Below are 15,433 nucleotides of genomic sequence, written 5' to 3' on the forward strand. Positions count from 1 at the left end.
GACCCCAACCATGAAAGCTTTTCTTGCAGGCGCAGCCACGGCCACAGCGATGATCGCAATCGTGACCGGAATTGGTGGGTACATCTGGCTTACTGCCGATGAAGGAGGGTCAGACACCGCGACTGAAACCACCTTTGCCGCTGTCGCACGATCGGACGCGCTGCCCGACGTCAAAACGCACAACAAGATCTTTGAAAAGCGCATCGAGGAGCCAATTCCCGGTGTTCACGTGGCCATCGGCTATGGTCTGGCCAACGTCATTGTCATCGACGCGCCCGAGGGGTTGATCCTGATCGATACTTTGGAGTCGATCCGCGCGGCCGAGGGGTTGGCACCCTGGCTGGACAAGATGCGAGAAAATACCGGAAAGCCGGTGACGGATGTGATCTATACCCACAACCACGCTGACCATGTCTTTGGCGCAGGCGTTCTGCTCGAGGGCCAAGACCACGTCCCCCGTATCTGGACCCAAGCTGAGACCGAGGCGCGCGTGAATGAAGTTGTGGGCATACTTTCTCCCATCACCTTCAAACGCGCCATGCGGATGTTTGGCACTTACCTGCCTGACGAGAATTTCGAAAACAACGGGATCGGTCCGCGACTGCTAAGCAATCATTCCGACGGTTTTGACTTTATCCCGCCGACAGATGTGATCGACGACTATGCAGAGGTCACGATGGCCGGGGAAAACCTGATCCTGATGCACGCACCCGGTGAAACCGGTGATCAACTTGCCATCTACCTGCCGGGCCGGTCTCTGCTCCTTCCCGCGGACAATTATTACCATGCCTTCCCGAACCTCTACACGGTGCGCGGCACGCCCTATCGCGATCCGCGAAAATGGGCGCATAGCTTGGATATGATGTCCGGGTTGGGTGCGGAAACGATGATCCCCCACCACTCGCAACCGGTGATGGGGGCCGATGAAATCCACAAGCGTTTGACCGATTACCGTGATGCGATCCAATTCGTTTATGATGAGACGATCCGGATGATCAACGCGGGCCTCACCCCGGATGAGATTGCGGAACGGATCGAATTGCCGCCGCATCTGGCGAACGCGCCCTACCTCAAGGAGCTGTATGGACGTGTTGATTTTGCCGCCAAGGCCGTTTTCTCGGGGACCCTGGGTTGGTTCTCGGGCGATCCGGCCGACTTGCGCCCCCCAACTCCCGGCCGACAGGCGCAACTGATGGCCGATCTGGCGGGTGGCAACGACGCCTTGTTCGCGGCAGGAGAGGCTTCGCTTGCCGATGGCGACGCGGGATGGGCGCTGATCCTGGGAAGCCAGTTGCAGCGCCTTGACGACGACAGAGCCGCCGCGTTGCGTGCGGCGGCCATGCGGGAACTGGCAGCCCGAGAAACAGCATCCTCGGTGCGGAACTATTTCCTGACCAGCGCAGCCGAAGCCGATGGGTTTACCCTGCCGCTTGCATCTATTTCCGCGTCACCGGACCGAATGTTGAACGGCATACCGATTGATCGTTTTCTGGGCATCCTGACCACAAATGTTGACGTACCAGCTGTCGTAGACAAAAGCCTGTCCTACGGGTTCGAATTCACCGACGCGCAGAACTATACCATCCGCATCCATCGCGGCGTGGCCTATCTGGAAGATGGGCTGGCCGACGACAATGTGGGACGTTTGACCACCACAACGGATGTGTTCCGTGCCATTGCCGTTCAGCGTCGCAATCCGGCCAAGGTGCTTGTTGCAGGCGAGATGCAAGTCACAGGCAGCATCGCAGGGCTGACGACGTTTCTGGGCTACTTCAACCCACCGCTGCAAGAGAACTGAAGCTACAGGTTGCTGTCGATCCAGCGCGACATCATCATCCGGTCGCGGAAGCATTCGCGCGGAACCTCGCGCCGCTTCTTGCGCGCGATCCGTTCGGCAAAGGCGACCTGCTTGGACGACGGGTAGTTGTCGAACCGCGATGGCGCCCGACGCGGGCGATGCGCATCAATCCAGGCCGACATGGCCCGGCGATCGGCGCGCGCCTCGGACGGCAGATCGACCGATGATTTCTCTGCAATGGCAAGGGCATACTGCAACTGCTTCTGCGTAACCGGCAGAATATGATAGTCGTTGCTGGGGCTCTCCAGCGTTGTGGCCTTAGGCAGGTGGGCCATGATTATGATCCTCCGCTCCAGATGGAACAAATATAGAACATTCATGGAACTTTTTCAAGGTGTGCGCCGCTCAAGGCGCGCTGAGCGCCGTTTATGAAGCAGCCTGTCCCGTCGTCATGCGACCATAAGTCGGGCGTAACCGACCTGCGTTTTTCACGCTTACTACGAATCAAGGAATCCCGGCATGAAATTTCAACCCACCGCCAGTCACTTCATCAATGGTGAGTATGTCGAGGACACTGCCGGCGAACAAATTGACGTGATTTACCCGGCAACGGGCGAGGTGATCGCCAGGCTGCACTCGGCCACGCCCGCAATCATCGACCGGGCACTGAATGCTGCCAAAGCCGCGCAAGCCGAATGGGCTGCGATGTCAGGCACCGAGCGTGGCCGTGTATTGCGCCGCGCTGCCGACATCATGCGCGACCGCAACCGCGAGCTGTCGATCTTGGAAACCCACGACACCGGCAAACCATTGCAAGAAACTCTGGTGGCAGACGCCACAAGCGGCGCTGATGCGCTGGAATACTTCGGTGGATTGGCCGCCTCGCTGACGGGCGAGCACATCCCGCTGGGTGGTGGTGACTTTGTCTATACCATACGCGAGGCCCTGGGCGTTTGCGTTGGGATCGGTGCCTGGAACTACCCTACGCAGATCGCCTGCTGGAAAGGCGCACCCGCTCTGACCTGCGGCAACACGATGGTGTTCAAACCCTCTGAAACCACGCCCCTGTCCGCCCTGAAAGTCGCCGAGATCCTGATCGAGGCGGGCGCACCCAAAGGCGTCTACAACGTGGTGCAAGGCTACGGCAACGTCGGCGCCTCGCTGATCACCGACGACCGCGTCGCCAAAGTCTCACTGACCGGCTCGGTGCCAACCGGCCGCAAGGTCTATGCCGCTGCTGCCGACGGCATGAAACACGTGACGATGGAGTTGGGCGGTAAATCCCCGATGATCGTCTTCGATGACGCCGATATCGAAAACGCCGTGTCCGGCGCGATCCTGGGCAACTTCTATTCCTCGGGCCAAGTCTGTTCAAACGGCACCCGTGTGTTTGTACAGAAAGGTATCAAAGAGGCCTTCCTCAACCGCCTGTCCGAACGCCTTGCCACCGCCAAGATCGGCGATCCGCTGGACGAGGATGTGAACTTTGGCCCGATGGTCAGCGAAAACCAGATGAACATCGCGCTTGGCTACATCGAAAAGGGCAAGGCCGAGGGTGCCCGCCTGGTCTTTGGCGGCGAACAGATTGATGGCGACGGGTTCTATATGCAGCCCACCGTTTTTGCTGATGTCACCGACGACATGACCATCGCGCGCGAAGAAATCTTTGGCCCGGTCATGTCGGTGTTGGATTTCGAAACCGAAGAAGAAGTCCTGACCCGCGCCAATGACACCGAATTCGGCCTTGCCGCAGGTGTGTTCACCAACGACCTGACTCGCGCGCACCGGATCGTGGCCGGGTTCGAAGCGGGCACCTGCTACATCAACACCTACAACCTCGCCCCGGTTGAAGCACCCTTTGGCGGTTCCAAGATGTCGGGTGTGGGGCGCGAAAATTCAAAACTGGCAATCAACCACTTCAGCGAGATGAAAACCGTCTATGTCTCGATGAACGACGTCGAAGCGCCCTACTGAGCGCCACAAAGTCCTGATCAATGCAAGGCCCGGCAGATTTCTGTCGGGCCTTTTGTTTTTCTCGCCTCAGTGCCGGGCCGTGCTAAAATCTTGTTTGGTGAATATTTCAACTCAAACATTTCAGGAGCCCCCATGACACAATATCCCCGCACCTTTTCCCACATCGGCCTGTCCGTCCCGAACGTCGACGCCGCGGTCGAGTTCTATTCCAAGGTCATGGGATTCTATGTGATCATGCCACCCACCGACGTCACCGAAGATGACAGTGACATCGGCGTCATGTGCACGGATGTGTTCGGGCCAGAATGGCGCAAGCTGCGCATCGCCCACATGGCGACCGGCGACCGCGTGGGCATCGAGCTTTTCGAGTTCGACGGAAATTATCCCCCCGAGAACAACATGGACTTTCGCCGTAATGGGACCTTTCATTTCTGCATCCAAGACCCGGATGTCGAAGGATTGGTCCAAAAAATCGTGGCGGCGGGCGGAAAACAGCGAATGCCGATCCGCTACTACTATCCCGGGGAAAAGCCCTATCGGATGGTCTATGTCGAGGATCCGTTCGGGATCGTGTTCGAGCTGTACAGCCATTCCTACGAGCTGACCTATTCCTCGGGCGCGTATAATTCGTGAGGGTGCAGCGGATATCCATCACAATTTGATGGATGACCGCTCACTATATTCAATAACAAATCGCACCGTCAGGCCTAGAAAGTTTTGCGTGTCATTGCATAAATCTGACCGTAGCTTGCGCTCGACCATCTGCGCCAACCTGACGGAGCCCTCATGACACATATCACCCCCGAGTTGCTGACCGATATCCGCGGCCGGTTTGCCCAGATCGACCATTGCCCACAGCAGGGCGAGCGTATCTTCTTTGAAAACGCAGGCGGCGCGCTGACGTTGAATTCGGTGGTGGGTACATCGCAGGCTTACGCCGCGATCCCCGACAACCAGGGGCGCGACAACCCCGGCAGTCACGAGTTGGTCCGCGTGATCACCAAAGCCAAGGAAGACATGGCCGTCTTCATGAACGCGCCGGGGGGCCAGTTCTTTGTTGGTGAAAGCGGCACCGAACTGCTGTTCCGCCTGATCATGAACGCCTGCCTGGGCACCGGCGCAGGTCAGGTTCTGGGCACCACTTTGGAACACCCCGCAACCCGCAGCGCCTGTGACCGTTGGGCCCGCGTCGCCGGGCAGACCCATGTTCTGGTCGAGCATGACGACGAGACCGGCACCGTCACGGCCGAAGGCTATGCCGCCAGGGTAACCCCCGACACCAAGGTCGCAACCATCGTGCACACTTCGCCCGTGACCGGCATGGGAGTCGATGTCGAGAGCGTCGTGAAAGCCATCCGTGCCGTAGCACCGGACTGTTTTATCATCGTCGACGGCATCCAGCACGCCGCCCACGGTCGGATCGACCTGACTGCCTATGACGTCGATGGCTATGTGATTTCGCCCTACAAAGTGTTCTCACGCCACGGCTATGGCGTCGCCTGGATCTCGGACCGGCTGACCCATCTGCCGCACAATTCGTTGATTGACGGTCCAGAAGACAACTGGGAAATGGGCACACGCGACACCGGGTCTTATGCCACCATGTCCGATGTCGTTTCCTATTTCGAATGGCTGGGCGAGCAGGTAAGCGACGAAACCGACCGCCGCGCCAAATTCGTCGCGGCCGGAGAGGCGATCCATGCCCAAGAAAAGGCGCTCACCGATGCGATGATCCACGGCACCGGCAATCTGGCGGGCCTGAAGGATATGGAAAAGGTGCAGATCATCGGCGGAGTCGACAACCCCGCGCGCGAAGGTCTGGTGTCTCTGACCGTCAAAGGCGTGCCATCGGTTGATGTAGTCAAGATGCTCAACGACCAAGGCATCCGCACCCACTTGCGCAAGGCCGACCATTACTCAGGCAATATCCTGACACCACTTGGTTTGGACGGCTGCGTGCGCGTATCGATGTGCCACTACAACTCGGAACACGAAGTGGCACAATTCCTGGCCGCAATGAAAACCATCGCCGCCTGACGCCCCGCTCTTCTTGGTCCAAGTACGAAGGGGAGAGGCGCGTAGCAACCAGGCGGCACCCCTCCCCACCTGCTGATATGAAACGTTTTTTTCTTTCGTTTCGACCCGGCAAATTGCCGGGCTCATATCCGCGCATCTCAGGTCAAGCATCTTTAACCCAGTATCGGCAACGTGGATTTCTCCACCGCCTTGCGAAATCATCTGTATTTGGTCGAGACCTCGACAGCTGAAATTGGGTCCGTTCACGACTTGAGCCATTTGAAGTTCTTGCGCCACCTGTTATGTCCGGCGTTCTCGCGATGACCATTGGACGAGCAGTTCGGCTTTGCTAAAGTGCTGCAATCCTGGGAGATCGAAATGACTCGCCACCTTGCCGCCATCCTTGCCGCTGACGTTGTCGGCTATTCGGCCATGATGGGGGCCGATCAGGAAGGGACATTGGCAGCACTCCGATCATTGCGGTCAGAGGTTTTCAGCCCGACGGTAGCGGGGCATCGGGGGAAAGTCGTCAAGTCGATGGGTGACGGCTGGCTGGTCGAATTCGGATCTAGCGCTGATGCCGTGACTTGCGCGATGCAGGTCCAGGACAGAGTAGCCGGCCAAGAAAAGATTCGATTGAGGATCGGAATCCACATTGGCGACATTGTGCATGAGGATGAGGATGTGTTCGGTGATGGGGTCAATGTCGCTGCCCGGCTCGAAGCACTAGCTGATCCTGGGACGGTGGCGATCTCGGATGCGGTGTTTAGCAGTCTCGATGGAACGCTACAACCTTCGTTCGATGATCTAGGTACGCGTGAACTTAAGAACATTAGCCGACCTATTCAGGTTTGGGGCCGAGGTAAGAGCGCATCAGGTTCGGCAGATCGTGTTTCAGGGAATGCGCTATCCTCTCAAACCGGGTTTCCGCAACTTGCAGTCCTTCCCGTTTCCTCTTCAGACGTGCGAGAGGAAATCAGTGAACTCGCCAGTGCCTTAACAGCAGACTTTGCCAACTTCCTTGGCGGAGCGCGATGGTTGAAGTCCAGAGTTCAGGAGGTTCCGTCGCCAAGTGCCAATGTGCTTGAGACAGTCCTTAGGGCTCGCGGAGACCGACTGCGCCTCGAGGCACGCGTGTTGGCGCCGGACGGCGCGCAACTATGGACGGGTAAATACGACGGCAGCCTTGCCGACAGCTTCGATTGGCAGGACGAAGTTGGCAGCGCGATTGCGTCGGAAACGTTGACAGCACTACTGGACCACGAACGCGCGCGGTTGGCTGGCAAGACTCTGGACGAGATGTCAGCGAAGGAATGCTATGTCTCAGGATTGATGAGCGTTGAGCTTGTCGATTGGGACGCGATGTCGAACGCGTTGGAGTGCCTCGCTGCTGCCATCGAGAAAGATCCTTCGTTTACAGAGGCTTACTCGGACGCAATTGTCTACTATTTTGCGGCAAGCAGTATCGGCTATGCGGACCTGGTTGAATTCTATGGCGAACGGTTTGGACAGTGGATGGCTGCGGCCGGGGCACATATCCAAGCATCACCGATGATCGAACTCGCTCTTGGAATTGGCATGTTCCGGAGTGCAGGCGACGTCACCGCTCTGCGGCGGGCGATCCGCTCGGCGTTGCGACGGGCCCCGTTCACCATCGAGGTCGTTTTGTTCAGCGGCTGGGGGCATGCTTGGATGGGCGAACCTGAGCCAGCAATTGATTGTTTTCGTCAAAATGACCGAGCCATCCGGTTTAGCCCGTTCGTTGCAGCAGCAGCGGCCGGGCTGTCCTTTGCCTTGCTTCAGGCAGGCAAGGACGAAGAGGCGATATTGGAGGCGAAGCGCGGCCTGGAACTGACGACAGAGTTCTCAACCTTGCATCGGGTTATCGCCTCAGCCTCTGCCCATCTTGGACGGATGGAAGAGGCCTATGACGCTCTGCGAGAAAACGAGCGGATCAATCCGGGCGACACAATCCAGATGGGCTGGAAGCGCAACGCTTTCGCCGACACCCCCGGCACCCGCCGATACTATGAAGGACTACGACTGGCCGGTATGCCTGAGGGAGACGAATGACCTGCTGTTGTATCACGACTCTTTCTGCAAAATTCGCCGTGAATGCTTTGAACCGCGCCTCTTTCGGCAAAGCCGCCACTTAACGACTGGCCAGTCAAAAGATCCGTTCGCAGTGTTGCAGTGTCCTGTAAAATGAGCTCACAATTGACCTTTACCCTGCCCAGGACGTTTGTCCGTAGTTCGAAGTTTGGGTCAGTTAACGATGTGAAGGTCAGTTTCGTCAGGCGTTCACTTGCCCAAAACCGATATTCAAGAACTGCTCGCACAACGAAATCCGTGGCTCGCCCCCCAATTTTTTGACGGGTGTTGAGCCACAGACCCGGCTAGCTTCGCTTGCAGCGTATTGAGGGAGAATCCACGCCATGAAAACCCACGCCCAGGCCGTTGTTATCGGTGGCGGCCTTGCCGGTTGTTCCATCCTCTACCACCTGGCCAAGCTCGGCTGGACGGACAGCATCCTGCTGGAGCGGGACGAGCTGACGTCTGGTTCCACTTGGCACGCGGCGGCCAACATTCACGGGCTGCACGACAACAACAACATCACCCGCATCCAGCACTATACGATGAACCTGTATAAGGAGCTGGAGCAGGAAACCGGTCAGGGTTGCGGCGTGTTCCAGCCCGGCTCGCTCTATCTGGCGCAAACCGAAGAGCGCGAGCACCAGCTGCGTCTGCAAGAGGCCAAGGCGCGGTTCTACGGTCTGAACTTTCACGAAGTCAGCCGGGAGCAGGCCAAGGAATTGCACCCGCTGGCGCAATTCGATGACATCCGCTGTATCATGTATGAACCCGACGGCGGCAACGTCGACCCGTCGGGCGTGACCCACGCCTATGCGGCTGGTGCGCGCAAGATGGGTGCCACCATCGAACGCTTTTGCCCCGTGATCGGGACCGAACAACAAGCCGACGGATCATGGATCGTGCGCACCGAGAAGGGCGATGTTCACACGCAGTGGGTGGTGAATGCGTCCGGTCTTTGGGGCCGAGAAGTGGCGGCGCTTGCTGGTCTGGAACTTCCGCTACAACCCACCGAGCACCAGTATTTCGTGACCGAAACCATTGATGAGGTCGCCAATTTGGGCCGTCGCCTACCCTCGATCGCCGACCGGGATGGCGAATATTACTTCCGCCAGGAAGGCAACGGGCTGCTGATCGGCGCCTATGAAAAGGACATGAAGTTCTGGGCCGAAAACGGCACGCCACTGGATTTTGCCCATGACCTGTTTCCCGATGATCTGGACCGGATCATGGAGAACGTCATCCGCGCCACCGAACGTGTTCCGGTTGCCGCCACAGCAGGTGTGAAACGGGTGATCAACGGCCCGATGATTTGGTCGCCAGACAGCAATGCGCTCTGGGGTCCGGTGCCGGAGCTGAAGAACTATTTCATGTGTGGTGGCATCATCCCCGGCTTCTCGCAATCAGGTGGTCTGGGTCTTTTGGCGGCACAGTGGATGATCGAGGGCGAGCCGCAATACGACATGTTCGCTTGGGATCTGGCACGCTTTGGCGATTGGGCCGACAAAAAGTTCACCAAGGCAAGGGTCGAAGATCAGTACACTCACCGCTTCGCCATCCACTTCCCCAACGAGGAACGCAGCGCTGGCCGTCCGGCCCGTGTGCGTCCCGCCTATGAGATGCAGAAAGTGATGGGCGCGGTGTTTGGCATGAACTGCGGCTGGGAACATCCCCTATGGTTTGCCGACAAGCCCGGCGTCGTCGACACCAACAGCTTCACTCGCCAAAACTGGTGGGCACCGGTGGGCGATGAGGTGCGGATGCTGCGCGAAAACGTGGGCGTCATCGACATCTCGAACTTTGCCAACTACGTGATCAAGGGTCCCGGCGCACAGGAGTGGCTGGACAAGCTGGTTGCCAACCGCGTGCCATCCGAGGTGGGCCGCTCGTGCCTGACACCGCTCATTGGCGTGCGTGGCGGGATTGCAGGTGATTTCACCATCACCAAGGTGGCAGATGACGAATACATGATGGTTGGCTCCGGCATGGCCGAGCGCTATCACCAACGTTTCTTCAATATGATCGAGCTGCCGCAGGACACCGCATTCGAGGTCGCCACCAACCGCATCGCGGGCTTCAACGTGGCAGGACCCAAGGCGCGCGACATGCTGCAGCGGATGACCAATGCAGATCTGACGAACGAAGCATTCCGGTTCATGCGCTCGGCCACGATCGAGGTGGCGGGCGTGACGTGCCTTGCGATCCGCGTGTCATTCACCGGCGATCTCGGCTGGGAACTGCATTGCGCCGAAGAGGATCAAGTACGCCTTTACACCGCGCTGGTAGAACGCGCCCGCGAGTTTGATGGCGGCCCGGTGGGTGGACGTGCTCTTGGCTCACTTCGGATCGAAAAGGGCTATGGTTCCTGGGGTCGCGAATACAGCCCCGAGTACTGGCCGCAAGAGGTCGCGCTGGAGCGCCTGATCAAGCTCGACAAGGATTTCCTGAACAAGGACGCCTATCTTGCGGTCAAGGACAACCCCTCGCGCGAGGTTTTGTCGGTGTTCGAAGTGGATGCCGTGCATGACGCCGACGCAAGCGGCGGCGAGCCGATCTTTACCAAGGACGGCAAGTCGGTGGGTCGGGTGACCTCTGGTGCCTATGGCTACTCGGTCGGAAAGTCGCTGGCCATTGGCTATGCCGACCCGTCCGTGGCTCAGCCTGGTGACGAATTGGAGGTGTTCATTCTAGGCAAGCCTCACAAAGCGGTGCTCCTGGCCGAGCCGCCGTTTGATCCCAAAGGGAAACGTTTGCGCGGCTAAACCCGACTCGGGAGCGCTCCCGCCCCCGCGGGGTCCTGACTGCGTCAGCACCCCGAACGGCCTTGGGTCGAGCGCCGGGCTTTGCCCGGCGCGGTTGCGTTTGATGCCAGTGGCTCGAAAAAGGCACAAACTTGGCTCGATCGTTGAGCCCGGTGCGGCGTCGGGTGCATCCGGGCACCAACCGCCGAGCGCAGCGAGGCCCGGCCCAACGGGAGGAGGTGTTTCGTCAGAAACATCGACGACGGGCGGGAGTGCTACCGGATGGTGCTCTACCCCTCCAACCGCGTTGCAGCGTTCAATAGCCAGGACTTGAACAGCTTCACTGCCGGTGCGGGCGTCCGGTCCTTGAACTTGGCGCAATAGACCCAAGGGTTGACGATGTCGGTCGCCATGGGCTCAACCACCAGTCCGCGTTGTAGATAGGGCAGGACAACCGCACGGGGGAGTGCAACGCACCCCATCCCTTCAGCGGCCAGTTCCAGCGCCAAGGTCGATACGTCTGTCTGATGTTGCCCCGCAGACACCAGTGGCGGCAGATCGAAATGTTTCGCCACCAGTTCCCAATAGACCGGTCGACCCAGCACCTGAATGCGCTGCGCCTGGCTCAGCTGCTCGGGCCGCGACAGCGGCTCGCCGTCAACTTCGAACCCCGGCGCACAGACCAGCACCAGCCGCTCTGCCCACAACTGCACCGCCCCATGCGGAATGTCTTCGGCGTAATTCATCGTGATCGAGATGTCCGAGACATCCTCGTCCACGTCCGACCAGACCGTGCCATGCACCTTGACCTGTACATCCGGATGCGCGGCAGTGAAGTCCCGCAAGACGCCTGCCAGCCACATCGACGCCAGGCTGGTGGGGCAAGACACAACCACTTCACGCTTGCGTTTCTGCGAGATCAAACTCTCAGTCGCCGTGTCGATCTCCTGCAACGCGTGGCGCACTGAGGGCAGATAGGCTTCGCCGACCTCGGTCAGAGACAGCGACCGGGGCAGCCGCACGAACAACGGTCGCCCGATGAATTCCTCAAGCGAACGGACATGGTTGCTGACCGCCGACTGGGTGCAGTTCAGCTCTTCTGACGCGCTGGTGAAACTCAGATGCCGGGCTGCGGCCTCGAACGAGCGCAGAAAGGTGAGGTGGGGCAGGTTTTTCATGGTGCTCACCCTATCGCGCAATTCAATGCCGCGCGACTGTCCTGTCCGCGCCGGAAAATGTCGCAAAACCGCGACATAGCGCCGGTTGTGATGCGCGAAATTATCCACCCCAATGCCCCACGCTTCTTTGCGTGTTGCCCGGCGCTTACCCCACTAGCTTTGATCCAACCCAATCCGCGCGTCCGGAGGATCGCCCATGACCGCAACATTTGATCGCATCGCCGACTTTACGTTTGACTTGGCTCCCGTCGATCTGGCTGAGACCACACAGGACGCAGCCGCGCTGATGCTGCTCGACACGTTGGGCATAACCATCGGATCCGGCCCGATGGAGGCAGGCATAATCGCCCGCGACACCGCCGCGCTGCTCTATGGCTCAAGCGATCCAAGGGTCACAGCCCGGATGATGTTCGACGGACGACCCGTCAGCATCGCCGGAGCCGCCTATGCCTCTGCCACCCAAACTGACAATCTGGACGGACACGACGGGTACAACCCCACCAAGGGTCACATCGGGGTCGTTGTTGTCCCGACGCTTGCTGCTTTGGCTGAGGTGGTCTCCGACATCTCGGGGCCAGAGGCGCTGACCGCGGTGACCATCGGATACGAAATCGCAGGCCGCGCTGGTCTGGCGCTGCATGACACCGTCAGTGACTATCACACTTCGGGTGCTTGGAACGCGCTTGGTGCCGTTGCAATGGCGGCACGTTTGAAAGGCATGAGCCGTGACCAGTTGCGCCAAGCCCTTGGCATCGCCGAATACCACGGCCCCCGCAGCCAAATGATGCGCGAGATTGCAAACCCAACGATGCTCCACGACGGCTCAGGCTGGGGTGCAATGGTGGGCCTGTCGGCAGTAGTGCTGGCAGAACAGGGATTCACCGGCGCCCCCGCGATCACCATCGAAGCCAATGACGTGCTGGACCATTGGGAAGACTTGGGGCGCTTCTGGCAGATGGAGCATCAATATGTGAAACCCTACCCGATCTGCCGATGGGCCCATGCGGCCATCGACGGGACGCGGGCAATCATGCTGGAACATGACTTGTCCCACGCGGACATCCAACATGTGCAGGTCAACAGCTTCCACGAGGCTGCCTGCCTGTTCCGCGAGGTACCCGACAACACGTCCAAGGCGCAATATTCGCTTCCCTTCGCGGTCGCGGCGCAAATCGTTCATGGCCGGATCGGGGTCGAGCAGATCTCGGGCGCGGGCCTGAGCGACGCGACCGTCATCGATGTGATGTCCCGTATCTCGGTGGCGGAAACCGACGAGCACAGCACCCGCTTCCCCGTGGGCCGTTGGGCCGACGTTCAGATCACCACAACTGACGGCCGAACATTGGACTCTGGCGACACCCACGCACGCGGCGGACCCGAAGCCCCCATGAGCCGGGAAGAGGTCATCGCCAAGTTTATGGAATTCGCAACCCCTTCGCTGGGAGGGACCCGCGCCGCCGCGATCCGCGACGCAGCCCTGGGCCTGACCCGACCCGAAAGCAAGCTTTCGGACCTGGCACAACACCTCTACGACGCCCCGGAGGCGTAAACACTTATGGCACGAGACAGACGCAGCGGCGGCCGCCGCGGGAAATCCACACGCGCAGGCGGAAGCATTGATCAACTGCCTTGGCAGCAGGTGCAAAACCACTATCCCCCGTTCGAGCTGCTGAACCCCGACCAGATGGACCAGCTGCATGCGACATCGATGCGCATCCTGTCCGAGGCAGGCATCCGCGTGATGGGCGACAACGTGATGGACATCTTTGAGAACGCAGGCGCCATCGTCGACCGCGACACGATGACGATCCGCATCGACGAAAGCATCGTGACCGAGGCGCTGAAAACAGTGCCATCACAGTTCACCCTGACCGCCCGCAACCGCGACAAGCGGATCATCATGGGCGGCAACAACGTGAACTTTGGTCTGGTGGCTGGCCCGCCCAATGTGCACGACCGCATCAATGGGCGGCGTCAGGGGAACTACACCGACTATTGCAACTTCATCAAACTGGCGCATCATTTCAACGCAGTGAACCTGATCGGCAATCAGGTGATGGCCCCGATCGAAATGCCCGCCAACAACCGGCATCTAGACACCTATCTGGCCAACCTCGCCTATTCCGACCTGTCGTTCCACTGCACGGCCATTGGCCGGGGTCGCGCCATGGATGGCATCAACATGATGGCCATCACACGCGGGCAGAAACCCGAGGACATGCGCGATAACCCCGGCGTGATCACCATCATCTCGGTCAACTCGCCGCGCCTGTTCGACGACGCTATGGGCGATGGGCTGATCGCAATGGCCGAATACGGCCAGCCGGTGACGGTGACGCCCTTTACGCTGATGGGCGCTATGACCCCCGTGACCCTACCCGCTGCCCTGGCGCAACAGAACGCCGAGGCGCTGTTTGGCGTGGTGCTGACCCAGCTGGTGCAGCCGGGCACACCGGTCATGTACGGCTCGTTCACCTCTAACGTCGACATGCGCTCGGGCGCGCCCGCGTTCGGGACACCCGAGAATGCCAAAGCCAATATCGTCGGAGGGCAATTGGCGCGGCGCTATGGCATTCCTTACCGCACCTCAAACGCCAACGCCTCGAACGCGGTCGACCTGCAAGCGGCTTATGAGACGATGATGGCCACCTGGGGCGCGGTGCTGGGCGGGGCAAACATCGTCTATCACGCGGCTGGTTGGCTCGAAGGCGGCCTGACTGCGAGCTATGAGAAATTCATCATGGATGTGGAAATTATCCAGAACATGATCGAGTTCCTGAAACCGATGAAATTCGACGAGGCCGAGCTGGGCTTTGACGCCATTCAATCGGTACCCACCGGCGGGCATTTCTTTGGCGCTGAACACACGATGGAACGGTACGAGACCGCTTTTTATCGCCCCATCCTGTCGGATTGGCAGAACTATGAAAATTGGGAAGCCGCCGGCGCCAAGAATGCCGTCGAGCGCGCCACAGAGGTTTGGCAACAGGCCTTGCGCGACTACGAAGAACCCGCGATGGACCCGGCCATTCGCGAAGAACTGGATGCCTATGTCGCCAAGCGCAAGGAAGAGATCGGCGGAGGTGAGCCTTAGGTATCGAGCAGTTCGTATTCCGCCAACACGTGATAGACTGGCCCTTCAGGGCGCAAGATTGACTCGTAGAGGCCAAAACGGGTCACGAGGCCAGCCTTGTGTGAAAACCCGGCCTCATCGCTCAGGAATGGCCCGACCGCGCTTGCGTCATGGGGCTTCAATCGGGCCAACGTCACATGCGGGTGAAACTTTCGCCGTTGCAACACGATGCCGACACGCCGCGTGGCCTTTGCAATGGCCCGGTGCAGGGCTGTCAGCGCGTCCGAAGGTTCAACCTCGGCTTGAACGATCCGTGGGGTTTGGCCGCCAAAGCACCCGACGCCCCGTAGGTACAGTTCAAAGGCCGGGGAGTTGAGCAGAGACAGTTCTTCGTGCAGCACCTCCAACGTCTCCTCGGGCTGGTCATCCAGAAAGCTTAGCGTCACGTGCAAATTGTCGGGGTCGACAAGGCGACCGGCCCGCAGATTGCGCTGCAGGCCGGTCAGAACCGATCTTGTCTGAGGGGAGAGAGCGATGGCAAGAAAGCTGCGCATATCGGCAG

11 protein-coding genes are annotated in these 15,433 nt (G+C 59.5%); 8 read left to right on the top strand and 3 right to left on the bottom strand.

What is annotated here, in order from left to right:
* Positions 1 to 10 precede the first annotated feature (10 nt).
* A complete protein-coding gene (locus TRM7615_RS01720; protein ID WP_165821341.1) occupies positions 11 to 1,798 on the top strand; it encodes an alkyl sulfatase dimerization domain-containing protein in 1,788 nt (595 codons plus the stop codon).
* 2 nt (positions 1,799 to 1,800) lie between these two features.
* Here TRM7615_RS01720 and TRM7615_RS01725 read toward each other — a convergent pair whose 3' ends face one another.
* Positions 1,801 to 2,133, bottom strand: a complete 333-nt coding sequence (locus tag TRM7615_RS01725; protein WP_108785469.1) for a hypothetical protein — start codon at positions 2,131 to 2,133, stop codon at positions 1,801 to 1,803.
* Positions 2,134 to 2,317: 184 nt separating this feature from the next.
* Between TRM7615_RS01725 and betB the strand changes: the two genes are divergently transcribed.
* From betB to TRM7615_RS01750, 5 genes are all read left to right on the top strand, one after another.
* Positions 2,318 to 3,772 (top strand): betaine-aldehyde dehydrogenase, encoded by a 1,455-nt coding sequence (gene betB / locus TRM7615_RS01730; protein ID WP_108785184.1) that lies wholly within the window; start codon positions 2,318 to 2,320, stop codon positions 3,770 to 3,772.
* Between the two features lie 132 nt (positions 3,773 to 3,904).
* Positions 3,905 to 4,405, top strand: a complete 501-nt coding sequence (locus tag TRM7615_RS01735; protein ID WP_108785185.1) for a lactoylglutathione lyase family protein — start codon at positions 3,905 to 3,907, stop codon at positions 4,403 to 4,405.
* Positions 4,406 to 4,558: 153 nt separating this feature from the next.
* A complete protein-coding gene (locus tag TRM7615_RS01740) occupies positions 4,559 to 5,809 on the top strand; it encodes an aminotransferase class V-fold PLP-dependent enzyme (RefSeq protein ID WP_108785186.1) in 1,251 nt (416 codons plus the stop codon).
* Between the two features lie 306 nt (positions 5,810 to 6,115).
* Positions 6,116 to 7,861: an adenylate/guanylate cyclase domain-containing protein gene (locus TRM7615_RS01745; protein ID WP_108785187.1), complete on the top strand. Its 1,746-nt coding sequence runs from the start codon at positions 6,116 to 6,118 to the stop codon at positions 7,859 to 7,861.
* Between the two features lie 362 nt (positions 7,862 to 8,223).
* A complete protein-coding gene (locus TRM7615_RS01750; protein ID WP_108785188.1) occupies positions 8,224 to 10,641 on the top strand; it encodes a GcvT family protein in 2,418 nt (805 codons plus the stop codon).
* Between the two features lie 269 nt (positions 10,642 to 10,910).
* Here TRM7615_RS01750 and TRM7615_RS01755 read toward each other — a convergent pair whose 3' ends face one another.
* Positions 10,911 to 11,798, bottom strand: a complete 888-nt coding sequence (locus tag TRM7615_RS01755; RefSeq protein ID WP_108785470.1) for a LysR substrate-binding domain-containing protein — start codon at positions 11,796 to 11,798, stop codon at positions 10,911 to 10,913.
* Between the two features lie 196 nt (positions 11,799 to 11,994).
* Between TRM7615_RS01755 and TRM7615_RS01760 the strand changes: the two genes are divergently transcribed.
* Both TRM7615_RS01760 and TRM7615_RS01765 read left to right on the top strand, forming a co-directional pair.
* On the top strand, positions 11,995 to 13,347 hold the full coding sequence (locus TRM7615_RS01760) for an MmgE/PrpD family protein (protein WP_108785189.1): 1,353 nt from the start codon (positions 11,995 to 11,997) through the stop codon (positions 13,345 to 13,347).
* 6 nt (positions 13,348 to 13,353) lie between these two features.
* The gene (locus tag TRM7615_RS01765; RefSeq protein ID WP_108785190.1) at positions 13,354 to 14,892 is read left to right on the top strand and encodes a trimethylamine methyltransferase family protein; all 1,539 of its coding nucleotides are present in this window, start codon (positions 13,354 to 13,356) and stop codon (positions 14,890 to 14,892) included.
* Here the strand turns inward: TRM7615_RS01765 and thpR are convergent.
* Positions 14,889 to 15,425: an RNA 2',3'-cyclic phosphodiesterase gene (gene thpR / locus TRM7615_RS01770; protein ID WP_108785191.1), complete on the bottom strand. Its 537-nt coding sequence runs from the start codon at positions 15,423 to 15,425 to the stop codon at positions 14,889 to 14,891. The genes TRM7615_RS01765 and thpR overlap by 4 nt on opposite strands.
* Between the last annotated feature and the right edge of the window lie 8 nt (positions 15,426 to 15,433).

The organism is Falsiruegeria mediterranea M17, assembly GCF_900302455.1.
In the GTDB taxonomy this organism is placed as follows: domain Bacteria; phylum Pseudomonadota; class Alphaproteobacteria; order Rhodobacterales; family Rhodobacteraceae; genus Falsiruegeria; species Falsiruegeria mediterranea.